The 25,855-nt window shown below is 56.4% G+C and carries 22 protein-coding genes and 1 pseudogene; 14 read left to right on the top strand and 9 right to left on the bottom strand.

Annotated elements, in window-relative coordinates; genetic code table 11:
• Positions 1–55: 55 nt before the first annotated feature.
• Both ACVWSC_RS28320 and ACVWSC_RS28315 read left to right on the top strand, forming a co-directional pair.
• The gene (locus ACVWSC_RS28320; RefSeq protein WP_010465829.1) at positions 56–658 is read left to right on the top strand and encodes a recombinase family protein; all 603 of its coding nucleotides are present in this window, start codon (positions 56–58) and stop codon (positions 656–658) included.
• Positions 642–3,671, top strand: coding sequence for a Tn3 family transposase (locus tag ACVWSC_RS28315; RefSeq protein WP_065761565.1), 3,030 nt, complete (start codon positions 642–644; stop codon positions 3,669–3,671). The genes ACVWSC_RS28320 and ACVWSC_RS28315 overlap by 17 nt, the downstream gene beginning before the upstream one ends.
• Positions 3,672–3,700: 29 nt before the next feature.
• Here ACVWSC_RS28315 and ACVWSC_RS28310 read toward each other — a convergent pair.
• Positions 3,701–4,183: pseudogene (locus tag ACVWSC_RS28310) on the bottom strand (arsenic resistance protein); the annotation flags it as partial.
• 124 nt (positions 4,184–4,307) lie between these two features.
• On the opposite strand from ACVWSC_RS28310, the gene ACVWSC_RS28305 reads away from it, so the two are divergent.
• The 3 genes from ACVWSC_RS28305 to ACVWSC_RS28295 all read left to right on the top strand — a co-directional run bounded on the left by ACVWSC_RS28305 (position 4,308) and on the right by ACVWSC_RS28295 (position 6,473).
• The gene (locus ACVWSC_RS28305; RefSeq protein ID WP_442110841.1) at positions 4,308–4,526 is read left to right on the top strand and encodes a GDCCVxC domain-containing (seleno)protein; all 219 of its coding nucleotides are present in this window, start codon (positions 4,308–4,310) and stop codon (positions 4,524–4,526) included.
• Positions 4,527–4,825: 299 nt separating this feature from the next.
• On the top strand, positions 4,826–5,347 hold the full coding sequence (locus tag ACVWSC_RS28300) for a hypothetical protein (RefSeq protein ID WP_442110839.1): 522 nt from the start codon (positions 4,826–4,828) through the stop codon (positions 5,345–5,347).
• 328 nt (positions 5,348–5,675) lie between these two features.
• Entirely contained in the window at positions 5,676–6,473 is a 798-nt protein-coding gene (locus ACVWSC_RS28295) for a sulfite exporter TauE/SafE family protein (protein WP_075046334.1), read from the top strand.
• A gap of 581 nt (positions 6,474–7,054) precedes the next feature.
• Here ACVWSC_RS28295 and cadR read toward each other — a convergent pair.
• Positions 7,055–7,468 (bottom strand): Cd(II)/Pb(II)-responsive transcriptional regulator, encoded by a 414-nt coding sequence (gene cadR, locus ACVWSC_RS28290; RefSeq protein ID WP_442110837.1) that lies wholly within the window; start codon positions 7,466–7,468, stop codon positions 7,055–7,057.
• Between the two features lie 100 nt (positions 7,469–7,568).
• Between cadR and ACVWSC_RS28285 the strand changes: the two genes are divergently transcribed.
• The 6 genes from ACVWSC_RS28285 to ACVWSC_RS28260 all read left to right on the top strand — a co-directional run bounded on the left by ACVWSC_RS28285 (position 7,569) and on the right by ACVWSC_RS28260 (position 15,461).
• A complete protein-coding gene (locus ACVWSC_RS28285; protein ID WP_442110834.1) occupies positions 7,569–8,462 on the top strand; it encodes a cation efflux transmembrane domain-containing protein in 894 nt (297 codons plus the stop codon).
• Positions 8,463–8,786: 324 nt separating this feature from the next.
• The gene (locus ACVWSC_RS28280) at positions 8,787–9,128 is read left to right on the top strand and encodes a hypothetical protein (RefSeq protein ID WP_442110832.1); all 342 of its coding nucleotides are present in this window, start codon (positions 8,787–8,789) and stop codon (positions 9,126–9,128) included.
• Positions 9,129–9,227: 99 nt separating this feature from the next.
• Entirely contained in the window at positions 9,228–10,484 is a 1,257-nt protein-coding gene (locus tag ACVWSC_RS28275; protein ID WP_442110830.1) for a TolC family protein, read from the top strand.
• Positions 10,481–11,959: an efflux RND transporter periplasmic adaptor subunit gene (locus ACVWSC_RS28270; RefSeq protein ID WP_442110828.1), complete on the top strand. Its 1,479-nt coding sequence runs from the start codon at positions 10,481–10,483 to the stop codon at positions 11,957–11,959. The genes ACVWSC_RS28275 and ACVWSC_RS28270 overlap by 4 nt, the downstream gene beginning before the upstream one ends.
• Complete coding sequence (locus ACVWSC_RS28265) at positions 11,956–15,114, top strand: efflux RND transporter permease subunit (protein WP_442110826.1); 3,159 nt, start codon at positions 11,956–11,958, stop codon at positions 15,112–15,114. The genes ACVWSC_RS28270 and ACVWSC_RS28265 overlap by 4 nt, the downstream gene beginning before the upstream one ends.
• Positions 15,111–15,461: a copper-binding protein gene (locus ACVWSC_RS28260; RefSeq protein ID WP_442110825.1), complete on the top strand. Its 351-nt coding sequence runs from the start codon at positions 15,111–15,113 to the stop codon at positions 15,459–15,461. Before ACVWSC_RS28265 ends, ACVWSC_RS28260 begins: the two co-directional genes overlap by 4 nt.
• Positions 15,462–15,729: 268 nt before the next feature.
• Here the strand turns inward: ACVWSC_RS28260 and ACVWSC_RS28255 are convergent, their stop codons facing one another.
• The 3 genes from ACVWSC_RS28255 to ACVWSC_RS28245 are packed head-to-tail and all read right to left on the bottom strand — an operon-like array spanning position 15,730 to position 18,097.
• Positions 15,730–17,028: an NAD(P)-binding domain-containing protein gene (locus ACVWSC_RS28255; protein ID WP_442110823.1), complete on the bottom strand. Its 1,299-nt coding sequence runs from the start codon at positions 17,026–17,028 to the stop codon at positions 15,730–15,732.
• Positions 17,025–17,540, bottom strand: coding sequence for an arsinothricin resistance N-acetyltransferase ArsN1 family A (locus ACVWSC_RS28250; protein WP_442110821.1), 516 nt, complete (start codon positions 17,538–17,540; stop codon positions 17,025–17,027). The genes ACVWSC_RS28255 and ACVWSC_RS28250 overlap by 4 nt, the downstream gene beginning before the upstream one ends.
• A gap of 59 nt (positions 17,541–17,599) precedes the next feature.
• Positions 17,600–18,097 carry a MarR family winged helix-turn-helix transcriptional regulator gene (locus tag ACVWSC_RS28245; protein ID WP_442110819.1) on the bottom strand — a complete coding sequence of 166 codons (498 nt, stop codon included), beginning with the start codon at positions 18,095–18,097 and terminating at the stop codon, positions 17,600–17,602.
• Positions 18,098–18,232: 135 nt separating this feature from the next.
• Here ACVWSC_RS28245 and ACVWSC_RS28240 point away from each other — a divergent pair, with 135 nt between their 5' ends.
• A complete protein-coding gene (locus tag ACVWSC_RS28240) occupies positions 18,233–19,429 on the top strand; it encodes an MFS transporter (protein ID WP_442110817.1) in 1,197 nt (398 codons plus the stop codon).
• An 87-nt stretch (positions 19,430–19,516) separates the two neighbouring features.
• Here ACVWSC_RS28240 and ACVWSC_RS28235 read toward each other — a convergent pair whose 3' ends face one another.
• From ACVWSC_RS28235 to ACVWSC_RS28225, 3 genes are all read right to left on the bottom strand, one after another.
• A complete protein-coding gene (locus ACVWSC_RS28235) occupies positions 19,517–20,893 on the bottom strand; it encodes a UvrD-helicase domain-containing protein (RefSeq protein ID WP_442110816.1) in 1,377 nt (458 codons plus the stop codon).
• Positions 20,886–22,601, bottom strand: a complete 1,716-nt coding sequence (locus tag ACVWSC_RS28230) for an ATP-dependent nuclease (RefSeq protein ID WP_442110814.1) — start codon at positions 22,599–22,601, stop codon at positions 20,886–20,888. The genes ACVWSC_RS28235 and ACVWSC_RS28230 overlap by 8 nt, the downstream gene beginning before the upstream one ends.
• Positions 22,602–24,037: 1,436 nt before the next feature.
• Positions 24,038–24,337: a helix-turn-helix domain-containing protein gene (locus ACVWSC_RS28225; protein WP_442110812.1), complete on the bottom strand. Its 300-nt coding sequence runs from the start codon at positions 24,335–24,337 to the stop codon at positions 24,038–24,040.
• An 89-nt stretch (positions 24,338–24,426) separates the two neighbouring features.
• Here ACVWSC_RS28225 and ACVWSC_RS28220 point away from each other — a divergent pair, with 89 nt between their 5' ends.
• Together ACVWSC_RS28220 and ACVWSC_RS28215 are read left to right on the top strand one after the other, a co-directional pair.
• Positions 24,427–24,879: a hypothetical protein gene (locus ACVWSC_RS28220; RefSeq protein ID WP_442110810.1), complete on the top strand. Its 453-nt coding sequence runs from the start codon at positions 24,427–24,429 to the stop codon at positions 24,877–24,879.
• On the top strand, positions 24,876–25,373 hold the full coding sequence (locus tag ACVWSC_RS28215) for a hypothetical protein (protein WP_442110808.1): 498 nt from the start codon (positions 24,876–24,878) through the stop codon (positions 25,371–25,373). Before ACVWSC_RS28220 ends, ACVWSC_RS28215 begins: the two co-directional genes overlap by 4 nt.
• Positions 25,374–25,494: 121 nt before the next feature.
• Here the strand turns inward: ACVWSC_RS28215 and ACVWSC_RS28210 are convergent, their stop codons facing one another.
• Positions 25,495–25,854 (bottom strand): hypothetical protein, encoded by a 360-nt coding sequence (locus ACVWSC_RS28210; protein WP_442110806.1) that lies wholly within the window; start codon positions 25,852–25,854, stop codon positions 25,495–25,497.
• Position 25,855 lies beyond the last annotated feature (1 nt).

The raw sequence follows: 25,855 nt of genomic DNA, 5'->3' as shown, positions 1-25,855 counted from the left end.
AACTCTATCGCTATTCACTATTATGCGGAAACCTGTTTTTGATGGTTATCCGCCTATGTTGGTTGGCTACATGCGCGTGTCGTCGGACTCCGACCGCCAGAGCACGGACTTGCAGCGCGACGCGCTGCTCGCCGCCGGCGTCGATCCGCGTCACCTGTTTGAGGATCGTGCCTCTGGCGCGAAGGATGACCGTGCCGGCTTGGCGCGGGCGCTTGAGTTCGTTCGAGCCGGCGATGTGCTGGTGGTGTGGAAACTCGACCGGCTCGGTCGCTCGCTGTCGCACCTGCTCGCCATTGTGACTTCGCTCAAGGACAAGCGGGTGGCGTTCCGCTCGCTGACAGAGAACCTGGACACTACGACGCCCTCGGGCGAATTCCTGTTCCAGGTGTTCGGTGCGCTCGCGCAGTACGAGCGCGCCTTGATTCAGGAGCGCGTCGTCGCGGGCTTGGCCGCCGCACGCAAACGCGGCCGGATCGGCGGCCGGCCGCAGGCGATCACTGGTGAGAAGCTGGACGCCATCGTCGCCGCGCTCGATGGCGGCATGTCTAAGGCGGCGGTGTGCCGCAACTTCAATGTCAAGCGCACTACGTTGATCGAAACATTGACGCGAGCAGGTTGGCGTGGTGCGGGAAGGACGGTCGATGAGCAACAAGAATAAGCTACTCACCGTCTTTTCTGACGCAGAGCAGGAAGCCTTGTACGGCCTACCGGACTTCGACGATGCTCAGCGGCTGGAATACCTGGCGTTGGCCGAATCTGAACTGGCGTTCGCCAGCAGCCGGCCTAGCCTGCAGGCCCAAGTCTATTGCGTCTTGCAGATCGGCTACTTCAAGGCCAAGCATGCTTTCTTCCGCTTCGATTGGCATGAGGTCGAGGACGATTGCGCCTTCGTGCTGAGTCGCTATTTCCACGGCGAAGCGTTCGAACGCAAGGCGATCACCAAGCATGAGCACTACAGCCAGAGGGGTCAGATCGCCGAACTGTTCGGCTACCGGTCGTGGGCGGCTAGCTTCCTGCCGCAACTGGCACAGCAGGCTGAACAGATCGTGCGGCGCGACGTAATGCCAGGATTCGTGGCCGCCGAACTGATCGTTTGGCTCAGCGAGCACAAAATCATCCGGCCCGGCCACACCACCTTACAAGAGCTGGTCAGTGAAGCCCTGTCCACCGAACGCAGGCGCTTGGGCGGCTTGCTGGCAGAAGTGTTGGACGAATCGGCCAAAGCTGCGCTGGGCCAGCTCCTGGTGCGTGACGACACCCTGTCTCAACTGGCAGCGCTCAAGCAGGACGCTAAAGATTTCGGCTGGCGTCAGATGGCAGGGGAGCGCGAGAAGCGCGCCACGCTGAAGTCCTTGCACGGGATCGCCAAGGCGCTGCTGCCCAAGCTCGGCATCTCGCAGCAGAACCTGCTGTACTACGCGAGCCTGGCGAACTTCTATACCGTCCATGACCTGCGCCACCTGAAGGCGGAGCAGACCCGGCTCTACCTGCTGTGCTATGCCTGGGTACGTTACCGGCAGCTCACCGACAACCTGGTCGACGCGATGGCCTTCCACATGAAAAAACTTGAGGACGAGAGCCGCACGGGTGCGAAACAGTCCTTTGTCGCCGAACAGCTGCGACGCCATCAGGAAACGCCGCAGGTTGGCCGCCTGCTGTCGCTGTACGTGGACGACAGCGTGGCCGATCCGACGCCGTTCGGCGAGGTGCGCCAACGCGCCTACAAAATCATGTCCAGGGAATTGCTGCAAAACACGGCGCAGCGCATGAGCGTCAAGCCACTGAACAAACTGGCGCTGCACTGGCAGGCGGTGGACGGCCTGGCCGAACGCATTCGACGCCATCTACGGCCGCTGTACGTCGCGCTCGACTTCGCCGGCACGGCCCCCGATAACCCATGGCTCGCGGCGCTGACTTGGGCCAAGAGCGTGTTCGCCAAGCAGCAGCGCCTATCACAACGGCCACTCGACGAATGTCCGGCGGCAACGCTGCCGAAACGCTTGCGTCCGTACCTGCTGATGTTCGATGCCGAAGGCACGCCGACAGGCCTGCATGCCGATCGTTACGAATTCTGGCTTTACCGTCAGGTCAGGAAACGCTTCCAGGCGGGCGAGCTCTACATTGACGACAGCTTGCAGCACCGGCATTTGTCCGACGAGTTGGTTTCGATGGACGAGAAAGCCGCCGTGCTCGCGCAGATGGACATCCCCTTCCTGCGGCAGCCGGTCAGTGCCCAGCTCGATGCACTGGCGGCCGAGTTGCGTGCGCAATGGGTGGCGTTCAATCGCGAGCTGAAACAGGGCAAGCTGACGCACCTGGAATACGACAAGGACACGCAGAGACTGACCTGGCGCAAGCCCAAGGGGGAGAACCAGAAGGCGCGCGAGCAAGCTCTCTACGAGCAACTGCCATACTGCGATGTCGCCGACGTGTTTCGCTTCGTCAACGGTCAGTGCCAGTTCCTGTCGGCGCTGACACCATTGCAGCCACGCTATGCGAAGAAGGTAGCCGACGCCGACAGTCTGATGGCGGTGATCATTGCCCAAGCCATGAACCACGGCAACCAGGTTATGGCACGTACCAGCGACATCCCGTACCACGTCCTGGAGAGTACCTACCAGCAGTACCTGCGCCAGGCGACGCTACATGTGGCCAACGATTGCATCAGCAACGCCATCGCCGCACTGCCGATCTTCCCGCATTACTCGTTCGACCTCGATTCGTTGTACGGTGCCGTTGATGGGCAGAAATTCGGCGTCGAGCGACCAACTGTGAAGGCGCGCTACTCGCGCAAATATTTCGGCCGCGGCAAGGGCGTCGTCGCCTACACGCTGCTGTGCAATCACGTGCCGTTGAACGGCTACCTGATAGGCGCACACGAGTACGAGGCTCACCACGTGTTCGACATCTGGTACCGCAACACGTCGGACATCGTGCCGAGCGCGATCACCGGCGACATGCACAGCATCAACAAGGCCAACTTCGCCATCCTGCACTGGTTCGGACTTCGTTTCGAGCCGCGCTTCACCGACCTCGACGACCAGTTGCAGGAGCTGTATTGCGCCGATGATCTGGCATTGTACGAGAAATGCCTGATCCGGCCGGCTGGCCAGATCGACCGGCAACTCATCGTCGGTGAGAAGGCGAACATCGACCGAATCGTCGCCACACTGGGCCTGAAGGAAATGACGCAGGGCACGCTGATCCGCAAGCTGTGCACCTATACGGCGCCGAACCCGACGCGGCGCGCAATCTTCGAGTTCGACAAGCTCATCCGCAGTATCTACACACTGCGCTACCTGCGCGACCCGCAACTGGAGCGTAATGTTCACCGCTCGCAGAACCGCATTGAGTCCTATCACCAGCTACGCTCGACCATCGCCCAAGTCGGTGGGAAGAAGGAATTGACCGGCCGCACCGACATCGAAATCGAGATCAGCAACCAGTGCGCCAGGCTGATCGGCAACGCGATCATCTTCTACAACTCGGCGATCCTGTCCCTGCTGCTGACGAAGTACGAGGCAGCTGGCAATGCCAAGGCGCTGGCGTTGATCACGCAGATGTCGCCAGCGGCCTGGCGGCACATCCTGCTGAACGGGCATTACACCTTCCAGACTGACGGCAAGTTCATCGACCTGGATGCGCTCGTGGCGGGACTGGAGCTGGGCTGACGGAAATTTCTGGGATTCCGGCGTACAACCCCGACCTGCATCTCAACCCCGGAGTTACTACTGAGCATAAGACTGAGGTAGAGCGGCAACAACGCGAGCTGGAGCAACAGCAGGATGGGGGTGGCTGAAAGAATCAAGCGTGAGTCGCCTCGGCCAATGTGGGTGAACACCACCACATAGTCGATGCAGGGCGTCAGCAGGACAAGCAGCACACCAATCAGAATGGCCGGCTGGCCTTCCAGAAAACGGGTCAGCCCCCAGACCAGCAGTGGGATCAGGATGAAATTGGTGACCAGGAGCGCTGCCATGAAGGGTTTGTTGCGCAGCCCTTCTCGCAGATTCAGAAAGGGAATCTGCAAGAACATCGCGTACATCAGTATGGCGATGCTAGGGGTAACCAGGGTCGACAACCCCTGAGCAGAGGATGGAGCCAGAAGTCCACCGAGTGCGGCGACTATCACCGCGACGAAGTAGATGGGTATCTGGTTTTGCTCAAGGGTATCTCTGTTCATGGGGCTCTCAAGTTGAAGACGTCGCATACTGATCCACATAGTGGCACTTAGAGCATCCTCTGCTCGCGCCATCGCTCCTGCTCCAGTATTTTACAGGTAGGCACCGTACATAAGTGGGGCAGCCATGAGCGCCATCATCCTCGAATCTGTGTTGACCTGCCCGCATTGTGGCTTCGCCAAGCAGGAAGTCATGCCCACGGACGCCTGCCAGTTCTTCTACGAGTGTGACCGCTGCAAGGCTCTGCTACGCCCGAATCCTGGTGACTGCTGTGTGTTCTGTTCGTTTGGTTCGGTGAAGTGCCCGCCGATCCAGGAGCAGCGCGGTTGCTGTGGAGCGACTTGACCTATGATTACTCGTTTTATTAGACGCTCCTGAATTGTCTCAAAACTGATGCTCTGAATTAGCGTCATCCTCCCGAGGCGAATCTTTCTATCCTTACTACAGCCAGGCGACTTCAGCCCCAAACGCCGGCGCTGTCGGCAGAACCTGGCCAAATGCAGGCATGCGCTGTCTACTTCATTACGTGTATCGAGGTGTCAGTGACAGCCTTTGATTTACATCAATTTACGCTCATGACCGAGGCCTATATTAACTAGTGGCAAACCATTCTCTGACTCCCATCGTCTGCGAGGATCTGAATTATGAAAGCATCCAAACTCGCCGCCCTCGCTTTAGCGGCCATGCTTTTCCCTGCCCTAGCTTTTGCGCAGCAGGACGCTAGTGCCACCAAGCCGACGCAGCAGTCGATCAACATCGAGCAATTTGACCAAGAGATGGCGAAGGCGCAGGAAAACCTGAAGAACATGCAGGAGCAAATGAGCCTAATCCAGAAGACAACCGATCCTGCGCAGCGCCAGAAGTTGATGCAACAGCACGAAGCTATGATGCAGCATGGAATGCAAATGATGAGTGGGATGTGGGGCGACGGAATGATGGGTTGCTGTGGAGGCGGTAAGATGGGCCGGCATATGATGGGGGGCGACCATATGATAGGAAACGGCCATATGATGGGCTGGGGCCAAATGGGAAGCCACTACTCCCAGATGACACCTGAACAGATGAAACAACATCAATACATGATGGACAGGTACATGGGCATGCAACAGATGATGATGGATCAGATGATGCAGCATCAGCAACACATGGGCACGCCGATTCACTAAGTCCTCACGGTTATTCCACGGCAAGCGCCTGATTCTCAATTTTAATCGCCTTTCCAACTCACCTGGCGTAAGTTGGAAAGGCCCCTCCGATGTGGCAGTACCTGGTCGATCTCATACCTCCGTTGCGTCGGCAATCGCGTCAGCACATCCTCAAATAGGAATACGAGTCTCATTTCAGCAAAGCCCGCGCGTGGACATCGTCAGTCCTGCCATATAACGTTGGCTCGCCGAAAATCCGGCCAAGATCCATTGACACCCAGATGCAGATGATCTCCAGCTGGCGTAAGGGAACTGCCGCGCTAGCGTTCACACGCGTGATAGACGACCTATGACCACTAATAAAACAGAAAACAAGCTGACGGTATTTAGTAGTGGCACCTTGATTGGAGCGCTGGGAGGATTGATAGGGCTTGGCGGAGCAGAGTTCAGGCTGCCACTCCTGATTGGGATTTTTGGCTTTGGTGCCTTGGAAGCTGTCATTCTCAACAAGGCGATGAGTCTGGTTGTGGTAGCGACCGCGCTGCCTTTTCGCGCCGTTAGTGTTCCTTACACGGCCGTTTTCGAGCGTTGGGATATCATTGTCACATTGCTTGCGGGAAGCCTGGCAGGTGCTTGGTACGGCGCTGGATGGGCCACGAAGCTGAAAAGCCAAACGCTCTACCGAGTTTTAGCGGTAATGCTGGTAGGAATCGCGTTTGCTCTGTTGTTGGGCCATGAGACCAGCAGCACGGGCTCACCTCTGTTTCAGGGGGTGACGTTGGCAGTGGTAGGAATTATCGTGGGCTTCGGCATTGGCGTAGTTGCAGCGCTGATGGGCGTCGCCGGTGGGGAGCTACTTATTCCCACCATCGTTCTACTCTTTGGTGCGGATATCAAGCTCGCCGGCAGCCTGTCACTTGCTGTGAGTCTGCCCACTATGATTGTTGGCTTTACGCGGTACAGTCGAGATAAGAGTTTTTCCGTAATACGAGCACAACTGCCATTCATTCTGATAATGGCGTTGGGATCAATTGCTGGGACGTTTATTGGCGGGCAGCTATTGGGGCTCATTCCAACGGCCTACCTTCTTCCCCTGTTGGCAGCAATTTTGCTGATCTCATCAGTTAAAGTTTGGCGGCACACGTGATGCAAAGCTCTGAAATACAGCTCTCGCCACCAGGGTTTATTCCAAGATTGCACCCTTGGGAAATCCGACAGCGGGGAATGAAGCCGGTGAGTAACCTATTTCCCCACATTAGGGAAAAATGGGTCATTTTTTCGATCGCTCCGAGCTTTAAGGCTTGTGACGGAAGTAGATGTAGATAGCTAGCAGATCCACAGCTACCACTATCGTGATCATCGCAATCGTGAAGTAGTATGCTTCTCGGATCATAACTAGCCCTCTACAACCGCTACCTGTAAGGGGTGGTCCCCGCTTTACCAATACCGCTTTTGCAAGATCGAGGCCTGCTGCGCGATATCGGCAGAGATTTTCTAGCTCTTCGTGTGGGTTCCGATTGGAACCTATTTATTTATGCGGCAGAAATTGTCCGATCTCACGCGTCCTCTGTGTCGGTAGTCGCGTAACCACATACTTGAGGTAGAGATCATTGGATCGGAGGCTGGTTATTTCACGGTCAGCGTTTCTTGCCCGTACGGTAGGTCGATGATCACCGACGCCTCTGAGGTCTAGCGCTTGACCCTCGATCAAAAACAGGGTCATTGACCTCAGGGTTGTAGACGTGGAGTGCCGCCGTCCAGCAGACCCGAAAGTATTCCGCAGTCCTGACTTTGTCGTTCGTTATCGCAGCAGCCCCGCAACGTCACCAACTGGTTTTCGAGGACAAGTAGGGATGCGATCTGAGCCCTTACCTGGGCGATATGTGTATCAAGGAGCGTGTTGATCGCTGTGCATGGTTGATGCGGTTGCTCTTGGAAACCCTGTAAAACACCAATCTCTTCCAGTGACATTCCAAAAGATCGGCAGCGGCGAATGAACAGCAGTTTCTCCACATGATCTGTTTTGTAGATTCGGTAGCTGTTGTCCTGACGGCTAGGAGGTGGGAGCAGTCCCTGACGTTCATAAAAACGAATCGTCTGAATTTCCACCCCTGTCAGCTTTGCAAGTTGGCCGATGCGCATGGCCTTCTCCTGAGTGAGCACCCAGTATACCTATGCTTGACCCTATACCTGCTATATGGTTTTTAATCGAAAAAATTGCGTCTGATAGGAGAAGCGAATCATGACTTCTTGTGAGAAGTCCTGTGGCTGCGGCCCTAAATCTGCAACGACAGGAGCGGCAACCACGCCTTTGAATGAAGGCACATGGGTCAGCAGTTTTTCTGTGCCTAAGATGGATTGCCCTTCAGAAGAACGAATGATTCGGCTCGCGCTGAATGGTTTGCCTGAGCTCAATTCGTTGTCCTTTGATTTGACCAGCAGACAAGTACGCGCTTTCCATGAGGGGGCGGTTGACCAGATCGCTACCAAGCTGGAGTCACTTGGCCTAGGTGCGGCGTTGTTGGGTACTGAGCCGGCCAGTCAGGAAGCCGCCTCAGCAAATCGTGCCAATGAAAAGCTGACTGCTTCGAAACAGGCAAGCACGCTGAAGATCCTGCTCGGTATCAATGCCGCAATGTTTGTCATCGAGATGGGGGCAGGTTTGATCGCCCAGTCGACTGGCCTGGTTGCTGACTCGTTGGACATGTTTGCTGATGCTGCCGTCTACGGGCTTGCTCTGTATGCGGTCGGCCGGAGTGCACGGCTTCAAGTTCGGGCGGCCCACCTGGCGGGGGTCCTTCAGATCGTGTTGGCTCTGAGCGTGCTTGTGGAGGTGGCTAGACGCTTCGTCTACGGCAGCGAACCTGAGTCGATGCTGATGATGGGAGTTGGCATAGTTGCACTGGTCGCAAATGTGAGCTGTCTCTTGATGATCTATGGTCACCGCGAAGGTGGAGCACACATGAAGGCGAGTTGGATTTTTTCAGCCAATGATGTCATCGCAAACATTGGTGTGATTGCAGCAGGGGCATTGGTTGCCTGGACAGGTTCTTCCTACCCAGATTTGGTAATTGGAACTGTCGTGGGCCTCATAGTACTGAACGGTGCACGCCGAATACTGGCATTGAAAGCCTGACCAATCGGGCACCGGCGGGTCCGTGATTCACTTCAGCACGACCGATGCACAAGCAAGGATCAGCGTGAGCAAGAGCAGCGCAGGCACAAGGCGTAGGGGCTGCAGCGGGAGACTCACCATCTACAGCAGACATGAATCGTCAACCAAGGTGGACTGGTCCGGTTGAACCGGAACTTGAAAAAGCCTACCTCTAGCTTCGGTTGAATGTCCGTAATGCTGGTTTAATTCAAGTGGGGTGGTATCGTCCAAGCGGTGCCTCACGACAAGCCGTTTATGCCATGCACCCAATTGTAAGAGCAATTTTCGGCGACTACACTCCATCCCATGAAACGCTATCTGCGGTTTTGCCTTATTTTCTTGATTAGCCTGTCGCTTCCCCTCAGCGGGATGGCGGGCGTTCAGGCGCCGACAGAACCTTGCCCGATGAAGGCGATGGGCATGGCGATGATGGACGACATGGGGATGGACTGCTGCAACGATATGAAAAGCCCGAGCGAACATGGCAAACCCTGCAAGCCGGGCCAGGAATGCAAGACTGGCGGTATGCTGCAAGTCTCGATCCTCAAGCCTCCCGTTACCTTGTTCAGTCCCGTAGTACTTTACTTTTCCAGCGATTCCGTACCTTTGCCCACCCCGTCGGGGGTATGGCGACCCCCTCGCGCTTGATTCCTGTCCCCCTTTGAACCTCATCCCGCTTTAGCGAGATGGCATCGCTGTGCGCAGATCTTTTGACGCGAGCAGTGGATCATCACAGGAATCGTAAACATGAACTCCAAGTGCTTTTGCACAGGTTGGTCGCTTGCGGTCGGCTTGGCGGCAAGCGTACTGGCATTGCCGAGCTTCGCTGCTGCTTTGACACTCGACGAAGCATTGCGGCTGGCCGAAAACAACGCGCCGTCGCTGGCAGCACAAGATGCAAAGATTCAGGCCGCCAGCAGCGCGGCTATTCCAGCCGGTGAATTACCTGACCCCAAGTTGCTGGCAGGCGTGCAGAACTATCCCATTGGCGGCCCGGATCGCTGGAGCGTTAACGACGACTTCATGACCATGCAAATGATTGGAGTCAGGCAGGAAATGCCCAACGGTGACAAGCGTAAGGCCCGTATCGAGGTCGCCAACGCCGCCGTTGATCGTGCAGCCGCAGAGCGTCGAGTTGAACGCCTGAACGTGCGCCGTTCCACTGCATTGGCCTGGATCAGCAGCTATTCGGTTGAACGCAAAGATGCGCTTTTCCAGGACTTCTACAAGGAGAACCGACTGCTGACCGATATCGTCCGGGCGCAGATTGCAGGCGGTCGGGCTCAACCTGCCGATGCAGTAACTCCCCGCCAGGAGGCGGCTCAACTGGCAGAGCAGCAGGATGATTTGGTTCGCCAGCGCGCTCAAGCGCGTGCGGCGCTGAAACGCTGGATCGGTTCCGCTGCTAACGAGAGGCCAGTGGGGAGTTTGCCGCAATGGTCAATCGATGCTTCAGGCTTGCCCCATAAGCTAAAACACCACCCCGAGTTGGCAGCGTATGAGCCGATGAGCCGGGAAGCACAAGCGAAAGTCCGGGAGGCAGAGGCAGAGAAAAAGTCCGACTGGAGTTGGGAGCTTGATTATCAGCACCGTGACCGTCAGTTCGGCGACATGGTCAGCGTGCAGTTTTCATGGGATCTGCCGCTGTTTCCTGACACCCGCCAAAATCCGAAAATCGCTGCCAAGCAGGCTGAACTCAGTCAGCTTGAGGCGGAGCGCGAAGCCCTATCACGTGAGCACACCCAGCAACTGGAGGCGGACCTTGCTGACCTTGAGCTCCTGAATCGTGCGGTACAGCGGAGTACGCAAAGCCTGTTGCCGCTGGCCAGGGAAAAGGTCGAGCTCAGCATGGCCAGCTACCGTGCTGGTAAAGGCGATTTGAATACTGTTGTCGCAGCCCGGCGTGAGCTCATCGAGGCTCGCCTCAAACAAGTCGACGTGGAGGAACAACGGGCGCTGACCAGTGCGAAGCTCTATTTTGCGTACGGGGAGTACAGCCAATGAATCTTAAATGGAGCGGGGCATTGCTGGCGGGCGTATCAATGGTATTGGGTGTTGCCGGAGGTTATTGGTTTGCTCATCAACGCCTAAGCGGCATGCCTGGTACTGCCCCAGAGCAGAGCGTCAATTCGCCGGACGAACGCAAGGCATTGTATTGGTATGACCCGATGTACCCGCAGCAAAAGTTCGACAAGCCAGGCAAGTCGCCCTTCATGGACATGCAACTGGTCCCTCAATATGCCAGTGGAAGCAGCGATCATGCGACGGTCAGCATCGATCCAGGCCTGACTCAGAATTTCGGTCTACGTTTTGCCACGGTCACCCGTGGCGTCTTTGATTCGACTCTCGACGTGACTGGTGTCCTGGCATTCAACGAACGGGATGTCGCGGTGATACAGGCTCGCACCCCCGGCTTTGTGGAGCGAGTCTATGCCCATGCCCCCGGGGATGTGCTCAAAGCCAACGCAGCGTTGGCGGAAATCCTGGTGCCAGAGTGGGCGGCAGCTCAGACCGAATTCCTTGCCCTCAAACGCAACGGTGATACCGATTTGTTAGCTGCAGCTCGCCAGCGATTACGGCTCACGGGAATGCCCGAAGCACTGATTACTCAGGTAGAGCGTAGCGGTAAGGTTCAACCTTACCTGGCGCTAACCAGCCCCATTGCCGGGGTGTTACAAGAGTTGAATATCCGCACGGGAATGACCGTGTCCGCAGGCCAGACACTGGCGCGCGTCAATGGCTTGAGCAGTGTCTGGCTGGCAGTGGCCGTCCCAGAGTCTGAGGCAGGATCAATAACCGTGGGGCAAACGGTTGACGCTCAATTGCCAGCCTTTCCAGGGATAAAGGTCAACGGCAAAGTCAGCGCAATTCTGCCGGAAACCAACCCGGACAGCCGCACCTTGCGGGTACGGGTGGAACTCGCCAATCCAGACGGACTCCTCAGGCCCGGTTTGACCGCGCAAGTACGCTTGAACCGTTCAACCGGACAGAGTGTGTTGTGGGTGCCGAGTGAGGCTGTCATCCGTACGGGCCGACGTGCCTTGGTGATGGTTGCTGAAGACGCTGGCCGCTATCGTCCCGTGGAAGTACAGATCGGCCAGGAAAGCGATGACAGGATAGCCATCGTGAATGGACTGGATGAGGGCCAGAAAGTGGTCACGTCGGGTCAGTTTCTGCTCGACTCTGAGGCCAGTCTCAAGGGCATCGTCGCAGGTTCAGGAGAGGTGTCGCCACCCAGCGCAGGCTCCGGTTTGCATGACGCGGAAGGGCAGATTGTCGAGATCAGCGATAAAGAAGTCACGCTCGCTCATGGTCCTTTCAAGACACTGGGCATGCCTGGTATGACGATGACTTTTCCATTAGCCAATCCGGCTTTGAAGCAAGGCCTCAAAACGGGAGATAAGGTTAGAGTCTCGGTGAGCCAGACCGACGATGGATTGCAGGTCGAAAGCCTGGATAAATCGGGAGGTCAGCCATGATCGCTGCCCTTATTCGCTGGTCTGTGGCCAACCGGTTCCTAGTACTACTTACGACGCTGTTCGTCACGGCATGGGGCATCTGGTCGGTACAGAGTACGCCCATCGATGCGCTGCCGGATCTGTCTGACGTGCAAGTTATCATCCGTACTCCATTTCCGGGACAAGCCCCGCAAATCGTCGAGAACCAGGTGACCTACCCGTTGGCCACCACCATGCTCTCAGTCCCTGGCGCCAGGACAGTGCGTGGTTACTCGTTCTTTGGCGACAGCTTTGTGTATGTGCTGTTCGAGGACGGGACCGATCTGTACTGGGCTCGTTCGCGGGTTTTGGAGTACTTGAGTCAAGTACAAAGCCGCTTGCCGGCCAGTGCCAAACCGGCACTGGGGCCGGATGCGACAGGGGTAGGCTGGATCTATCAGTACGCGCTGGTGGATCGCACGGGCGGGCACGATCTGGCACAGCTGCGCGCACTTCAGGACTGGTTCCTCAAGTTCGAGCTCAAGACCCTGCCCAATGTTGCGGAAGTGGCTACGGTGGGCGGGATGGTCAAGCAGTATCAGGTACAGCTTGATCCGCTCAAACTGGCGAGTCTCGGTGTCACTCAGGCGGAAGTAACCGAGGCGATCGGCAAGGCCAATCAGGAAACCGGTGGCGCAGTGTTGGAAATGGCTGAGACAGAGTTCATCGTGCGCGCTTCTGGTTACCTGAAGTCGCTCAATGACTTTCGGGCGATCCCGCTCAAACTCGGTGCGGGTGGGGTCCCTGTGACCCTGGGTGATGTCGCCACGATCCAGTTGGGCCCGGAAATGCGCCGTGGCATTAGCGAACTCGACGGCGAAGGGGAGACAGTCGGCGGCGTGGTAATTCTGCGTAGTGGCAAGAATGCCCGCGAGACCATTGCGGCAGTCAAGATCAAACTAGACGAGCTGAAAAGCAGCCTGCCAGTGGGCGTGGAAATCATCACCACCTATGACCGCAGCAAGCTGATCGACCGTGCAGTGGAAAACCTCAGTCACAAGCTGCTCGAAGAGTTCATTGTCGTGGCGTTGGTGTGCGGGATATTTCTCTGGCACTTGCGCTCATCCCTGGTGGCAATCATTTCACTGCCGGTTGGTGTGTTGATTGCCTTCATTGTCATGCGTTACCAGGGCATCAACGCCAACATCATGTCCTTGGGCGGGATCGCTATCGCCATCGGTGCCATGGTCGATGCCGCTGTGGTGATGATCGAGAACGCACATAAAAAAATCGAGGCGTGGTACGCGGCCAATCCTGGAGAGGAGTTAAAGGGCGAGCGACATTGGCATGTAATGACTGAAGCGGCGGCAGAGGTGGGCCCGGCGCTGTTCTTTTGCCTGTTGATCATTACGCTTTCGTTCATTCCGGTGTTCACACTGGAGGCTCAGGAGGGAAGGCTGTTTGGGCCGTTGGCGTTCACTAAGACCTACGCCATGGCCGCGGCGGCAGGGTTGTCGGTGACTCTGGTGCCGGTGCTGATGGGTTACTGGATTCGGGGGCGAATTCCGAGTGAACAACAGAACCCGTTGAATCGGTGGTTGATCCGGATCTACCAACCTGCTCTGGATGCGGTGCTGCGTCGTCCCAAAGTCACTCTTCTGGTGGCATTAATGGTGTTTGTCAGTGCGTTGTGGCCGATGTCTCGTTTGGGTGGCGAGTTTCTTCCGCCACTGGACGAGGGTGATCTGCTCTATATGCCGTCGGCCCTGCCGGGGCTGTCGGCGCAGAAGGCTGCGCAACTGCTGCAACAGACTGATCGCCTGATCAAGACCGTGCCTGAAGTTGAACACGTCTTTGGTAAAGCGGGTCGTGCTGAGACCGCGACCGACCCGGCACCTTTGGAAATGTTTGAAACCACGATTCAGTTCAAACCCCATGAGCAATGGCGGCCGGGGATGACCCAGGAAAAGCTGGTGGAGGAACTGGATCGCGTGGTGCGTGTGCCCGGCTTGACCAATATCTGGATACCACCCATTCGTAACCGCATCGATATGCTGGCGACGGGTATCAAGAGTCCAATCGGCGTGAAAGTGGCCGGCACTAACCTGACGGAAATTGACGCGGTCACCCAGGCGGTTGAGCGAGTGGCCAAAGGCGTGCCAGGCGTGAGTTCGGCCCTGGCTGAACGCCTGACCGGTGGCCGATACATCGACGTGGACATCGACCGTAAGGCGGCGGCCCGCTATGGAATGAATATCGCCGATGTCCAGTCCATCGTGGCCGGTGCCATAGGGGGAGAAAATGTCGGGGAGACAATTGAAGGGCTGGCGCGCTTCCCGATCAATGTTCGCTATCCACGTGAGTGGCGCGACTCGCCGGTTGCCCTGGAGCAATTGCCCGTTTACACCTCGTCAGGCGGCCAGATCACGCTTGGCACGGTGGCGAAGATCAGGATCACCGACGGTCCGCCGATGCTCAAGAGCGAAAACGCACGACCTTCAGGCTGGGTATACATCGATGTGCGAGGTAGGGACATTGCCTCGGTGGTCGCCGATCTCCGCCGGGCCGTCAATGAGCAGGTCAAGTTGCAACCCGGCACGAGCCTGAGCTACTCGGGGCAGTTCGAGTTTCTCGAAAGGGCCAACGCACGCCTCAAGCTGGTGGTGCCGGCCACGCTATTAATCATTTTTGTGCTGCTCTACCTGACGTTCGCTCGCTTTGATGAGGCCTTGCTGATCATGGCCACGTTACCTTTTGCACTGACTGGCGGAGCATGGTTCCTCTATCTCCTGGGGTACAACCTGTCGGTTGCCACCGGGGTAGGCTTTATCGCATTGGCCGGCGTATCTGCGGAGTTTGGAGTGATCATGCTGCTCTACCTGAAGAATGCTTGGGCCGAACGTGAAGACCTTGGCGATCACTCTGACCAGGGGCTTCTGGCAGCGATTCGAGAAGGCGCTGTGCAGCGAGTTCGCCCGAAGGCCATGACTGTGGCCGTCATCATTGCCGGCCTGCTACCCATCCTGTTGGGCAGCGGCACGGGTAGCGAAGTGATGAGCCGCATCGCCGCGCCTATGGTCGGCGGCATGGTCTCGGCGCCCTTGCTTTCCCTGTTTGTCATCCCGGCCGCCTATCGCTTGATGCGCCGCCGAAATATCCCGATCAAACCCGCCGTCCTGGAAGGAAAATTCGTATGAAACTGACTCTTATTACAGTAGCCAGCACCGCCATTATGTTCTCCTTCGCTACGCGTGCAGAAGACATGCAAGGAATGAAAATGGACGGAATGGAGGGCATGGAAATGAAGCAGGAATCGAAGCAGGCTCCTGTTGCCAGTGCCGAGGGTACGATCAAGGCTATCGATCCTGCGAAGCACACGGTGACCCTCGCTCACGGGGCTGTTCCTGCTGTGCAATGGCCGCCGATGACCATGGCCTTTTCCGTCGCAGAAGAGCAGTTGACAGGGTTGAATGTGGGAGACCATGTATCGTTCTCCTTCCGGTTGGAGGGTGGAAAAGCAACGATTGTTTCCATCAAAAAATGAGTTATTGATGTTGTTTGTAACCGGCACGCATCGTCGTGGCGGTTTTAACTACTTTTCAAAATAATCAGCATTTCGGAAACGAAGCGTGAATAGCTGCTTCTGGTCGTTCTCTGCTGATCAATTGACGTGAGTTTTCCAGCTGCCAGCTTCGCCCCGCCAGATTTGACCTCTGGCAGGGCGACGGAGCCAAAGGATTGCGTCTTTATTCGCAGGCCGTTGGCGTGCAGCAGCTTGCTTTCTGTGCTGAATACGCTGGCAGTGGCTCCTGCTATTTACAGCAGCTAGCTTGGGCAGGCGTCGCAGGTGCGCAACAGCTAGAAGTTTCTTCCTGCTCCTCGAACTGAAGGCTGCAGACACCGGTTTCAGGCAGTTCGAGCTCAACACGCCGAGCAGCATCCCAGTCGCCCGCAAGTCCAGCCACGATTGAGCGGACCTGCTCATACCCTGTAATCATCAAGAAAGTCGGTGCACGACCGTAGCTCTTCATGCCCACGATAAAGATGCCTTCGTCAGGATGGGATAGCTCATCGATGCCATGGGGGCGAACGGTACCGCAACTGTGCTCGTTCGGATCGATTAGCGGAGCCAACTGGACAGGGCTTTGAGTGGCGGGGTCAATTGCCAGTCGTAGCTCGCCCAGGAGCTGCAGATTTGGGCGGAAGCCAGTGGCCACGATGATTTCATCCACCTCTGGCAGAGGTTGGCCATTGCTGTGCACGACGAGACCCTGTTCGGTGGTGTCGACCCGGCTGATGGAAATATCCTGGTACAGCGAGATCTTTCCTTGTTCGAGCAGTGCACGAATTCGCAGACCCAGGCTGCCACGTTCGGCCAATTTGTCATTGGCACCACCCCCTAGAATTTTGTCTAGTGAGTGTCCGCGGATCGCCCACGAAACCTGAGTACCGGGCAGTTGGGCCAGATCCTGAAGAGCGTTGAATGCCGAGTGTCCGCCGCCGACAACCAGTACTCGGCGCCCGAGGTAACGATTGTGTGCCTTGCCACTCACATCTGGAAGGCCATAGGCAATGCGCGCTTTAGCGCTCAGCTCTCCCAATGCCGGAATGCCAGAGGCGCCCATCCAGTTGGGGGTCTCGTACGTGCCCGAGGCATCTATGACTGCGCGAGCCTGGATGTCTTGCTCGCCCTTCGGCCCCTGAACGCGCACTAGGAACGGGGCAACTGCGCGGCCTTTGGTTTTCTGTACGTCGGCGCCGACTTTTGTGACAGCAGTGACGCGGGTGTTCAAATGAAGTCGTTCCTTGATAGCCGGCAGCGCAGCTAGCGGAAGTAGGTAGTAATCCAGCAGTTCACGTCCTGTGGGGTACGTGTCGGATTTAGGAGCTTGCCAGCCCGTTGCCGCCAGTAACTTTGCGGCCTCCTTGTCCACGTTGTATTCCCAGGGTGAGAACATACTGACGTGGCTCCATTGGCTGATGCTTTCTCCAGCCTGGCTGCCTGCTTCAAAAATGATTGGGTCCATGCCCCGAGCCAGTGCGTGCGCAGCAGCCGCCAGCCCCACGGGGCCGGCGCCGATGATTACGATGGGAAGATTAGATTGGCTCATGCTCGTTCTCCTGTGTCAGGTTGGTTGGAGGGGAAGACTCGTTCAACGATGGCGCAATCCAGCCAGCGGCCTTCAAGGCGAGCGTGCTTTTCGTAGACGCCGACCTTTCGGAAACCGCAGGATTGGCAGAGCGCGAGGCTCGCTTCGTTGAACGTGAAAATTCGGGAGAGGACTTTCCAGAATCCACGTGCCTCTGCCTCGCTCAGTAATGCGTTTAGTAATGCTTTACCGATGCCGCGCCTCCGGGCATCACGCCGCAGGTAGATCGAGAAGTCGGCGATCCCGTCATAGCAGGACCGCGCTCGATAGCTGCTCAGGTTTGCCCAGGCCACCACAGCACCGTCGAGCTCCGCGACCAGTACCGGATGGCGAGACATATCGGTAACCCAGGGCAGCACATCCTTGGCGGTACGCGGTTGGGTCTCAAAGGTGGAACTACGGTCTTCGATCCCCTGGTTGTAAATGTCGGCGATGGCCTGAACATCACCGAGTTGAGCGAGGCGGATATGCATCTGGCTTCCTTTTCGGTTGGTAGTAACAACAATATGGGTAAAAAAAGGGGTTTCCCCCTTCATTTTTCTTTCGGTTGGACCGGGCAACAGTCGTTAGCCAAGCCGCAACGGATCTCAGCGGCGCGGGTCAATTGACGCAGAAGCGTCAATGCTCCCTGCCGTACCTCGGGTGCCATGCTGTTGATCATTGCTTTCTCTTCAGCGATCAGATCAGCGCGAATTCGCTCATACAAGTCGGCGCCGGCGTCAGTGGCTTGGACGCGGACGGCCCGACGGTCTTCCGGATCTTCTACGCGAGAGACGTAACCTTTGCGCTCCAGCGTATCGACAACACGACTGGCAGTACTCTTGTCCAAGAACATCTCTTCTGCCAACGCCTGGAGGCGTAGCGGTCCCTGCTTCACCAACGTTTCCACGGCGTAGCACTGAGTGACGGAAACGTCGTAGCAGCAGATGCGGTCGCGATCCCTGAATTGGTAGACCCGCACCAACTGGTTCACCGCTTCATAAAGGGCTTCCGCATCCTGGCTCAGGTCGTCGTCAAGTTTGTTGGGCATGTCTTTTCCAATTGGTTGTTACCTACAACAATATGGGCGCTGATTGATTTCGTCAACTCTCCTACCATCAGATTGACCTGTCGACGCTTGGTCGACTACTTTGGTTGTCACTAACAACTATTAAAGTGGATTGCCATGACTCGACTTGAATCGCACCTGCCAGTTAGCGTGAACAGCGTACGGTTGGTGGTCGCTTTGGGCATCACCCAAATCTTGGCGTGGGGGTCGACGTTCTACCTGCCGGCAGTCCTGGCTGGGCCGATTGCTCGGGACATGGGCTGGTCTCTGTCGTCTGTCGTAGGTGGCCTGTCCGGGGGCATGCTGGTTGCGGGCATTTGCTCACCTCTTGCCGGTCGATTGATTGATCGGCGCGGAGGGCGTGCTGTACTTGTCTTCAGTTCGCTGATGCTGAGTGCAGGGCTGCTGGTGATGTCAGTGGCAAGTAATTTGTGGCTCTATTACCTGGCCTGGTCGCTACTTGGTTTGGCCATGGCCACCGGCTTGTACGATGCAGCGTTTGCCACACTGGGGACGCTGTTGGGAGAGCGGGCGCGGGGAGCGATCACGGGATTAACGTTGATTGGTGGGTTTGCAAGCACCGTCGGATGGCCCGCAATGGCCGCGCTGGAGTCCTGGATCGGCTGGAGAGAAACCTGCTTGGTGCTGGTTGCAGTGCATTTACTGGTCGGCCTGCCGATTCATTGGCTGGCAGTACCCAAGCCGCTCAACGCAGGAAGGGGGCCAGCGCCGGAAGCTCAGGAGCCCCTCACGCTGGACTATGGTAGCCGCCGACTATTTTGGCTCCTTGCAGGGCTGCTGACGATCATTGCCTTTGTGATGGCGAGCCTATCTGTCCACCTGCTGACCTCGCTTCAGCAACTGGGGCTTCCAACCGTCACGGTGTTGGCGGTTGGAATGGTCATCGGGCCCGCTCAGGTGGTGGCCAGGGTGTTGGAGTTTTCTATCGCGCGGCACCTTCATCCGACCTGGTCGTCTCGCGTCGGCGTCCTTGTGAGCCTCCTTGGCATTTGCCTGTTCATCCCGGGCGTGCCGTGGCTGGCATTCGTTGCTGCAGCGCTTTACGGCGCGGGTAATGGGATTCTCACCATCGCTAGAGGGACACTGCCTCTGGTGCTCTTTGGTCCCCAAGGATATGGCGCACGGATGGGAGCACTGGCGCGTCCCATGCTCCTAGCGCAAGCCGCCGGGCCATTTGCTGCGGCGTTTGTACTGAGTGGTCAGGGTGCATCATCAATGCTTGTGCTAATGGCGATTATGGTCGCTGTGGCGTTGTACGGCAGTCTCATGCTGCCCACGCGGCCATCAGCGTAATCATCCTTTCCTATGGCGACCGACTCGGGGGAACTGCGCTTTCATCTTGTCGGTTTCGAGGGTATGCAAGAGTGAGCGGCAACAAACTCACAAGTTGGGTATCGGGAACTGAAGTACTGGGTTACGGGAGGCAATGGTCAACGACCAGCGTGCTCGGGATATCGCCACATAGAAAAGCTTCGCGGCGGCCGTTTCTGTCAGGAAATGCGTGGCGTCCGGAATTAGCACATGGTCGTACTCAAGCCCTTTGAGCAGTAGAGGCGTCGATATTGTGCGCACTGTTGGCGCGCGCCCAGTATGACTCAACCGGTGCCGCACGGCTTCGCAGGCCACAACCAGGTTCACACGCCTTCCAGCTTCAAGGTCTTTGAGCGCTCGTTTTGCATCATTGAGCAACTCCGCGCGATAAGTCCTAGCCAGCGGATGAGCACGCTCACGTGTAATCACCTCTAGTGCATGGGTGGCTGAGCCTGTCTGACGCAAGGACTGCCAGGCCGCAACTATGGGCGCTGTGTAATCCGCTGATACTTCTCCATCAGCATTCGCCTGAGTCATGGTGTCGTTCAGGATGGCCCGAAGGGCGTTGGCTCGGTCATTGGGGGTTTGGGCCCCGTCCCACGCCGCAGCGAAATCCATCAGCCGTGCTGCGGCGATCTCTTCAATCGCTTGGTAAGCCCCGTTTGTGGATTGAGCCAGTCGGTTGCAGACTCCCCGCCGGCAATGAATCGCGGCCGTAGTTCCATCTCGTTGCTCGAGGCCATTGAAAAACAGCCCCATCTCGAAAGCGTCGTTACATGGCAGGAAATTCATTGGGCCCGTGCGCAGGTCCAGCGGTTGCCCGGTCATGAGCTGCTGTCGCGCGTAGGAAATCCACTGGCCTAATTCTGCGTTCGCAGTGTTCCACCGATGAGGCTCTGTCAGCTCGTAAGCGGTGGTGAAGCTGTTGTCGATATGCTCACTCCATCGGATCCGCGTTTCTACAAACTCGAAGATCCCCTGCATGGGGTCGCCGAACACTACAGTCGGGACGATCGAGGAGAGCGCCATAGCAATTCCATGCTGGTGTAGCTCACAATCCTGATATTCGTCTATCAAGATGCGGTCGTAAGATGCCTTGATGACGGTTTTGACCACCTCACTTTGTAGGATCCGAGCTGCCGACTCATATACCTGGTTCCACTGCGCTCCCCGTGGATTTGCAGGGGGAAAGTTCGCGAGGCGTGGGAAGGCCTGGACATACTTATTGGCCCAGGATGCGATGGTATCGACGGAGACGATTTCGGAGGGTATTTGCAGCCTGTTGAGTCTGGCTCGTAACGCATGAACACCGGCGTGCGTGTGCGTTAGGATCAAGGTCCGACGGCCTAAGGCAGAGGCTCTGGCCAGGAGCTCGGTTTTGCCGTGGCCGGCCGGGGCTATGATCGCTCGACGGGTTAAATCCCAGATCGCACGGGGCTCAGGCATACAACCAACGCTCCACGCTTGAAAGACATTGTGAGAGCGGGCTTTGAGGTACTCGGGCAATCACCTGGTTAATAGCCGGTGCTAAGGCGCGCCCGCGAGCTTCAGTCTTGAACCAATTGTTGGACACTGCGACTGCGCTCAAAGCGGTCCTCTCGTGGGCGTCGTCTCCAACCATGTCCCACTCCGCAAACGGGGCCTGTGGATTGAGGCCAGGTATGGCCCGCACCAATTGGTCTCTGACGTTGTGCTCGTTTATGAAGCCTCGGACGAGTCCAAGCAAGACGTCTATCAACTCATCAGGAGCAGCGTGGAAAATTGCCTGCTCAGTATTGAGGCCCTCTGCATACTCGATGATCTGCACATTTAGTTCTTGGAGGGCCCGACGCCATCTCGCGTCGAGGGGACGATCAGAATCTCGGAATAGCGCAACCGGATACCCAAGGATTGCTAACGCACGAGCCAAAGGAGGTGCTGCAGCTCCTCTACCGTCAATGATAGCTGCGCCGTGGTGCTCAACCGGGACATCACCGTGACGTGCTGGATAAAAATCTCTCAAGCCCAGCATCAGTCCGAGCTCTGTTGCCCCTTCGCAAATCAATATCCGCCGCCCAAACAAAGATCGCGGGGAGTGCTTCATGATGGGCGTTAGGTCACCAGCCAGTGATGCCTGTTGCAGGCTAAGGGTGCGGGTCGCTTGGTTCTTGCGCATGATAAACAGTGAGGTGGCGTTCAGTTCACTGATAACGACATCCGAGTGCGTGGTCATCAGAATCTGCCCGATTGGGCGGTGCTGTTGAGCAGCGTCGGCTTGTGAGCGTTTGAGCTGGGACACTGCCCCTAAAATACGATGCGGCTCCAAACCCTGTTCAAGCTCGTCAACCAGGACGATGGCACCTTCCTGCAGTGCGGATCGCTGGACCGCTAGCGTGGCCAGCCGGCGCGTTCCCAGGCCGGCCAATCGTAATGGGACGGTGCCGTCATGCAGGGCAATGGAGCCCGAGTTGAAGCCTCCACGGCCCAACTCCAAGTCTGGCCGGTACCCATTGTTGATATAGGCTCCGATTCCGCGCGCATAGCCTTCTGCGGCCTGCGCTGTTTCAACAAGTTCTTGGATGGAGTCGAGATTCGCGTTCTGCCTGGCGGACCGGTACGCGGTTGCCAGTTGTTGGGCTGCTCCCTCGGCACGACCAGTCATGCGAGCAAGCATTGAACCTTGCGCCCAGGTCAGATGCCTAGATTCTTCTCCCGCGAGACGGACCAGACAAAACATGGATCGATCGCGGTTAGACAGGATGCGCGGTACAGCGTATCGCTCACAAATCAGCGCCCAAACTGGCTCCATCGTGGCATCCACCGAGAGGCGCACTGTTAACGCAGGATCATCACCGTCCTCTGGTTCATCGTGGATGGTTCCATCTGGGCTGATGCCCCGGATGTACAAGCCGAAGCGATTGTCTGCCAGCAGCGCCTGCGACAACTCGGTAACCGTTACCTCGACCTGGATCTCTTGTTCGGTATCTCCGCCAACGAAGTCGGCCTCGGAAAACGTGATCCATCGCGGTGACAGAACTGCTTCTGTAGCATCTAGTATGGTGGTTTTCGAGCTATCGCCTGGCCCGATGATGCAGCAGATAGGTTCGGCACCTGGCGTCCAGCGGAGTGCGGTGATACCACGGAAGTTTTGGATCTGGACGTGTGCAATGCGCATTGGCAATCCCTTGCTCTCACTGGTTTGATCAGAGGAGCTTTGGCCGTGCGTAATGGCCTTGTACTCCGCTCATCAGCCTAGCTCAAAGCTGTCTCGGTGCGAGGGAGATGCTGTCGACTAGGTGGGATCGTCGATGTCTTCCTACTTGAGCGTGAGTGTTAAGGGCATTCCTAATCAAGTTGACCTGGCAGCTCACTATCGCTACAGCAGGGTTTACTCGGTCGTGTCATCCCGATGGTATCCGGATAGCGCTCCCCGGCCTGATGCGCAAGTCCCTGTGCAGCGAGCGCACTTAGGCCAGTCTGCAGGCAGTAGCCGACTACTACGACACGCGTGTAGTGGGCTTTAGTGTCGAGTAGTGACGTGTCACGCGGCCAGTACGCGTTAATGCGTCGCAGATCAGGCACCGTCGCATGCACGTGGTAAAGTGCCCGCAGTTTCGCCGGCAAAACCGCCGCGAAGCGCGGGCACAAAAAAACCGCCTGGACGGGCGGTTGATTTGTGCAGTTCCGAATGGACGTTCGGAATTGCGGCGTACTGAAACAGACGACAAATCGATCATAAATTACGATTCGTTCGCTGCGCAATGGCCCCGCGTAACCTTGCGTAGCTATCACCGCTGATCACGCCGGTTAACAGAGCGTTTATTGGTAGCATTGGCCCACAACTAGAAAAGCGAACTTCGCCGAATGAGCGGATATCACGCAGCGAATATCGCGCTAGCGAAGAAGTCGTAAGGATTCTAGGAACGCCACTCGCCGGGCGCGTCAAGGGTTTTCCATTGATCTGAAAAATAAACTTCAAAAATACGTAAAAGTACTTTTTCCGGTCAGGGGTTTTGCGGTATCAAGTACGGCAATGGCATTGCATGCCTTTGGGACCCTTCACCGCGTCTGGACAACGCGCCGGGAAGGAAGGGCCAACAGTTTCCCTGACGTACTGAAACAGACGACTCTTTTTCAGTAGCCGCACGCTCTGCCCGGTAAGGGCGTGCCGCGTCGGGATTCCTATCAAGGAACCTTTCCTATGGAACGGCGTTCGATCTTCTGCCGGATCTGGCAGGGGCTATGCGTGGCGGCGAGTGTCGTCAGTGTCGGTCGGGCGGTTGGCTGGCTACTGGATCTATTCTAAATGCGCTGACCGGTCATGACCTAGACCCTGCCTTCGGGTGGGGTTTTTTGTGCCGGAAGGTAATTATGATTCTGGTACCGATTCGAGTGCCCACTTTGGGCTCTGGATAAGCAAACGTCAGCGAGGTGCCTAAAAGATGTGGGCTTACGCCATACCCGCCTTGCGCGGACTGGGGAGCGAAGGGCATTTGCTCGATGCGTTTGGTCGAGGTGATACGTTATCCATCGTTGCCAGCACCAATGCAAATGGTAGTCCGCGGGTCAAAAGGAGTGCGCCCGGTGGTTAGATAGCGTGCAGTTTGGCAGTCATTCTGCTGGTGATCGATCCTGCCATCCCATGACACTCAGCTCTTCGTGAATCTGAGTCATCAAAATCGACACGTCTAATTGTTCCTGAACCAAATAGGTAGCCACTAGCAGCGTCAAGGGATGAATATCCAATACTGCTGAAATGGCATCAACCTTTTCGATGGTTGGGGATTTTAAGCCACGCTCAAGAGTGCTCATGTACGTTCGACTGCTAACGTCAGAGAAGTCCTCCTGGGTCTTTTTTTGAAAATTGCGGATCCGCTTCAAAGCCTCGCCGAATGCGGCATTCAGTTCCATTTGTGACACCTGGCAAAAGGAACGATGAAGCGCCAGCGAACACTTTAGGGCTACAATCTATAGTGTTCATTTTAAAGCCAGAGGTCTCTATGTTCCTCACCTTCGAGCATGCAGAAGCACCCATCGGGGCCCTGGTGCGGGGCGGCCACATGTGGCGCTACGTGGAGTACCTAACTGAACACCCTTGGTTCTATGTCACCCTGCTCGAGCCTGATGGCGATTTGTTGCGCCGCGCCGTGTACCTAATCCCCTTGCTGGAGGACTTGCTAGAATTGGCACAAGCAGGCGATCAAGGCTGGTCCATTCTTCAAGTCTTTATGGTTAGTCCTGGTGGACTCAACGGTTCCGGCAATTGGAAAATGGATGAGTTGATCGAAATCACACGAGTCCATGCGTCCGAACGCCAATGCTTGATATACAGCGTCCATCCGGAAGTTGATTACTTTGAGGGTGATTTCGCTCGCGAGGCGTCTGAAATGGAAACTGAGGTTATTTTCAGCCTTCGGGACAATGACTCCGTTCGACAGCGACCCTCCGCATGACCAGTCCCCAAGTGAGGTGCGTGCCTTCTAGCCGAGTGGGGAGGGCATACCTAGATTGTGAATTTACCTCGCTGGATGATTTTTATGAGCTCATAAGTTTGGCGCTGGTTGTACCTTCAGGGCCTGAGTTTTATGTCGAAATTGAAGAAGGCTGGCATCGCAATGACTGCACGAATTTTGTGCAGCGAGTAGTGCTTCCCCAACTGGACTGGGACAGGTACGGCTTATCTGTGTCCGCGGCGACGAAGGCCCTTCAAAAATGGCTGGGGCAGTTTGATCGTCTTGAAATCATATCCGACGCCCCTCAATGGGATTGGCCGTTATTGGTGCGTTTAGCCGGTCCAAAGGGCTTACCCAAAGGCATTGTTGCCAGCTCGATCTCTTACGCACACCAAGCTTTATTGAGAAATGTGGAGTTTCCGCACCACGCACTTCTGGATGCGAGATTGATCGCTCAAATTATCGAATCGTTGGATGAGTCAGACAACGGCTAAACGATTGGAGCTTTCGCTTTTTAGCAGCTCAAAGCGGTAGACAACACTACCAGTGCAAATAGCGTCGATTGCCTGCATCCTAGCTCTGAAAATACTATTTCGGTAAATAATGTGGATGTGGTCAGCTCGTAGCGTCGTCAAAATATTTTCTAGGATCAATAGCATCTTCAGTCATTAGTTGCGCTGCTCTGATTATTATTTGGATTAGTAGATTATTCTCTGAGCGGACTTCTTCCAGCTTGATTTCAAGGCTGCGAATTCGCATGTCATTAGTTTTGCGGCCTAGATTTTTATTCTCTTTAAGGAAGGTTTGTGTAGAGCTATATAGGAGTCTAACTTCTTTATCTCTCCATAGCGTTTGTCTGCTGACACCAAGCTGGTGGGCAAGGCCTGCTTGTGTTAGTACCCCTTGAGTCTGTCCATTTTGATAGCCCATAAGAATGACTATGGCTTTTTCTGTCCAGTTCTTTTGCTGTCTCATT

This window comes from Pseudomonas sp. NUPR-002 (assembly GCF_056322725.1).
Note: the sequence above shows the minus strand (reverse complement) of the source record. Positions and strands in the feature narration are given on the sequence as shown.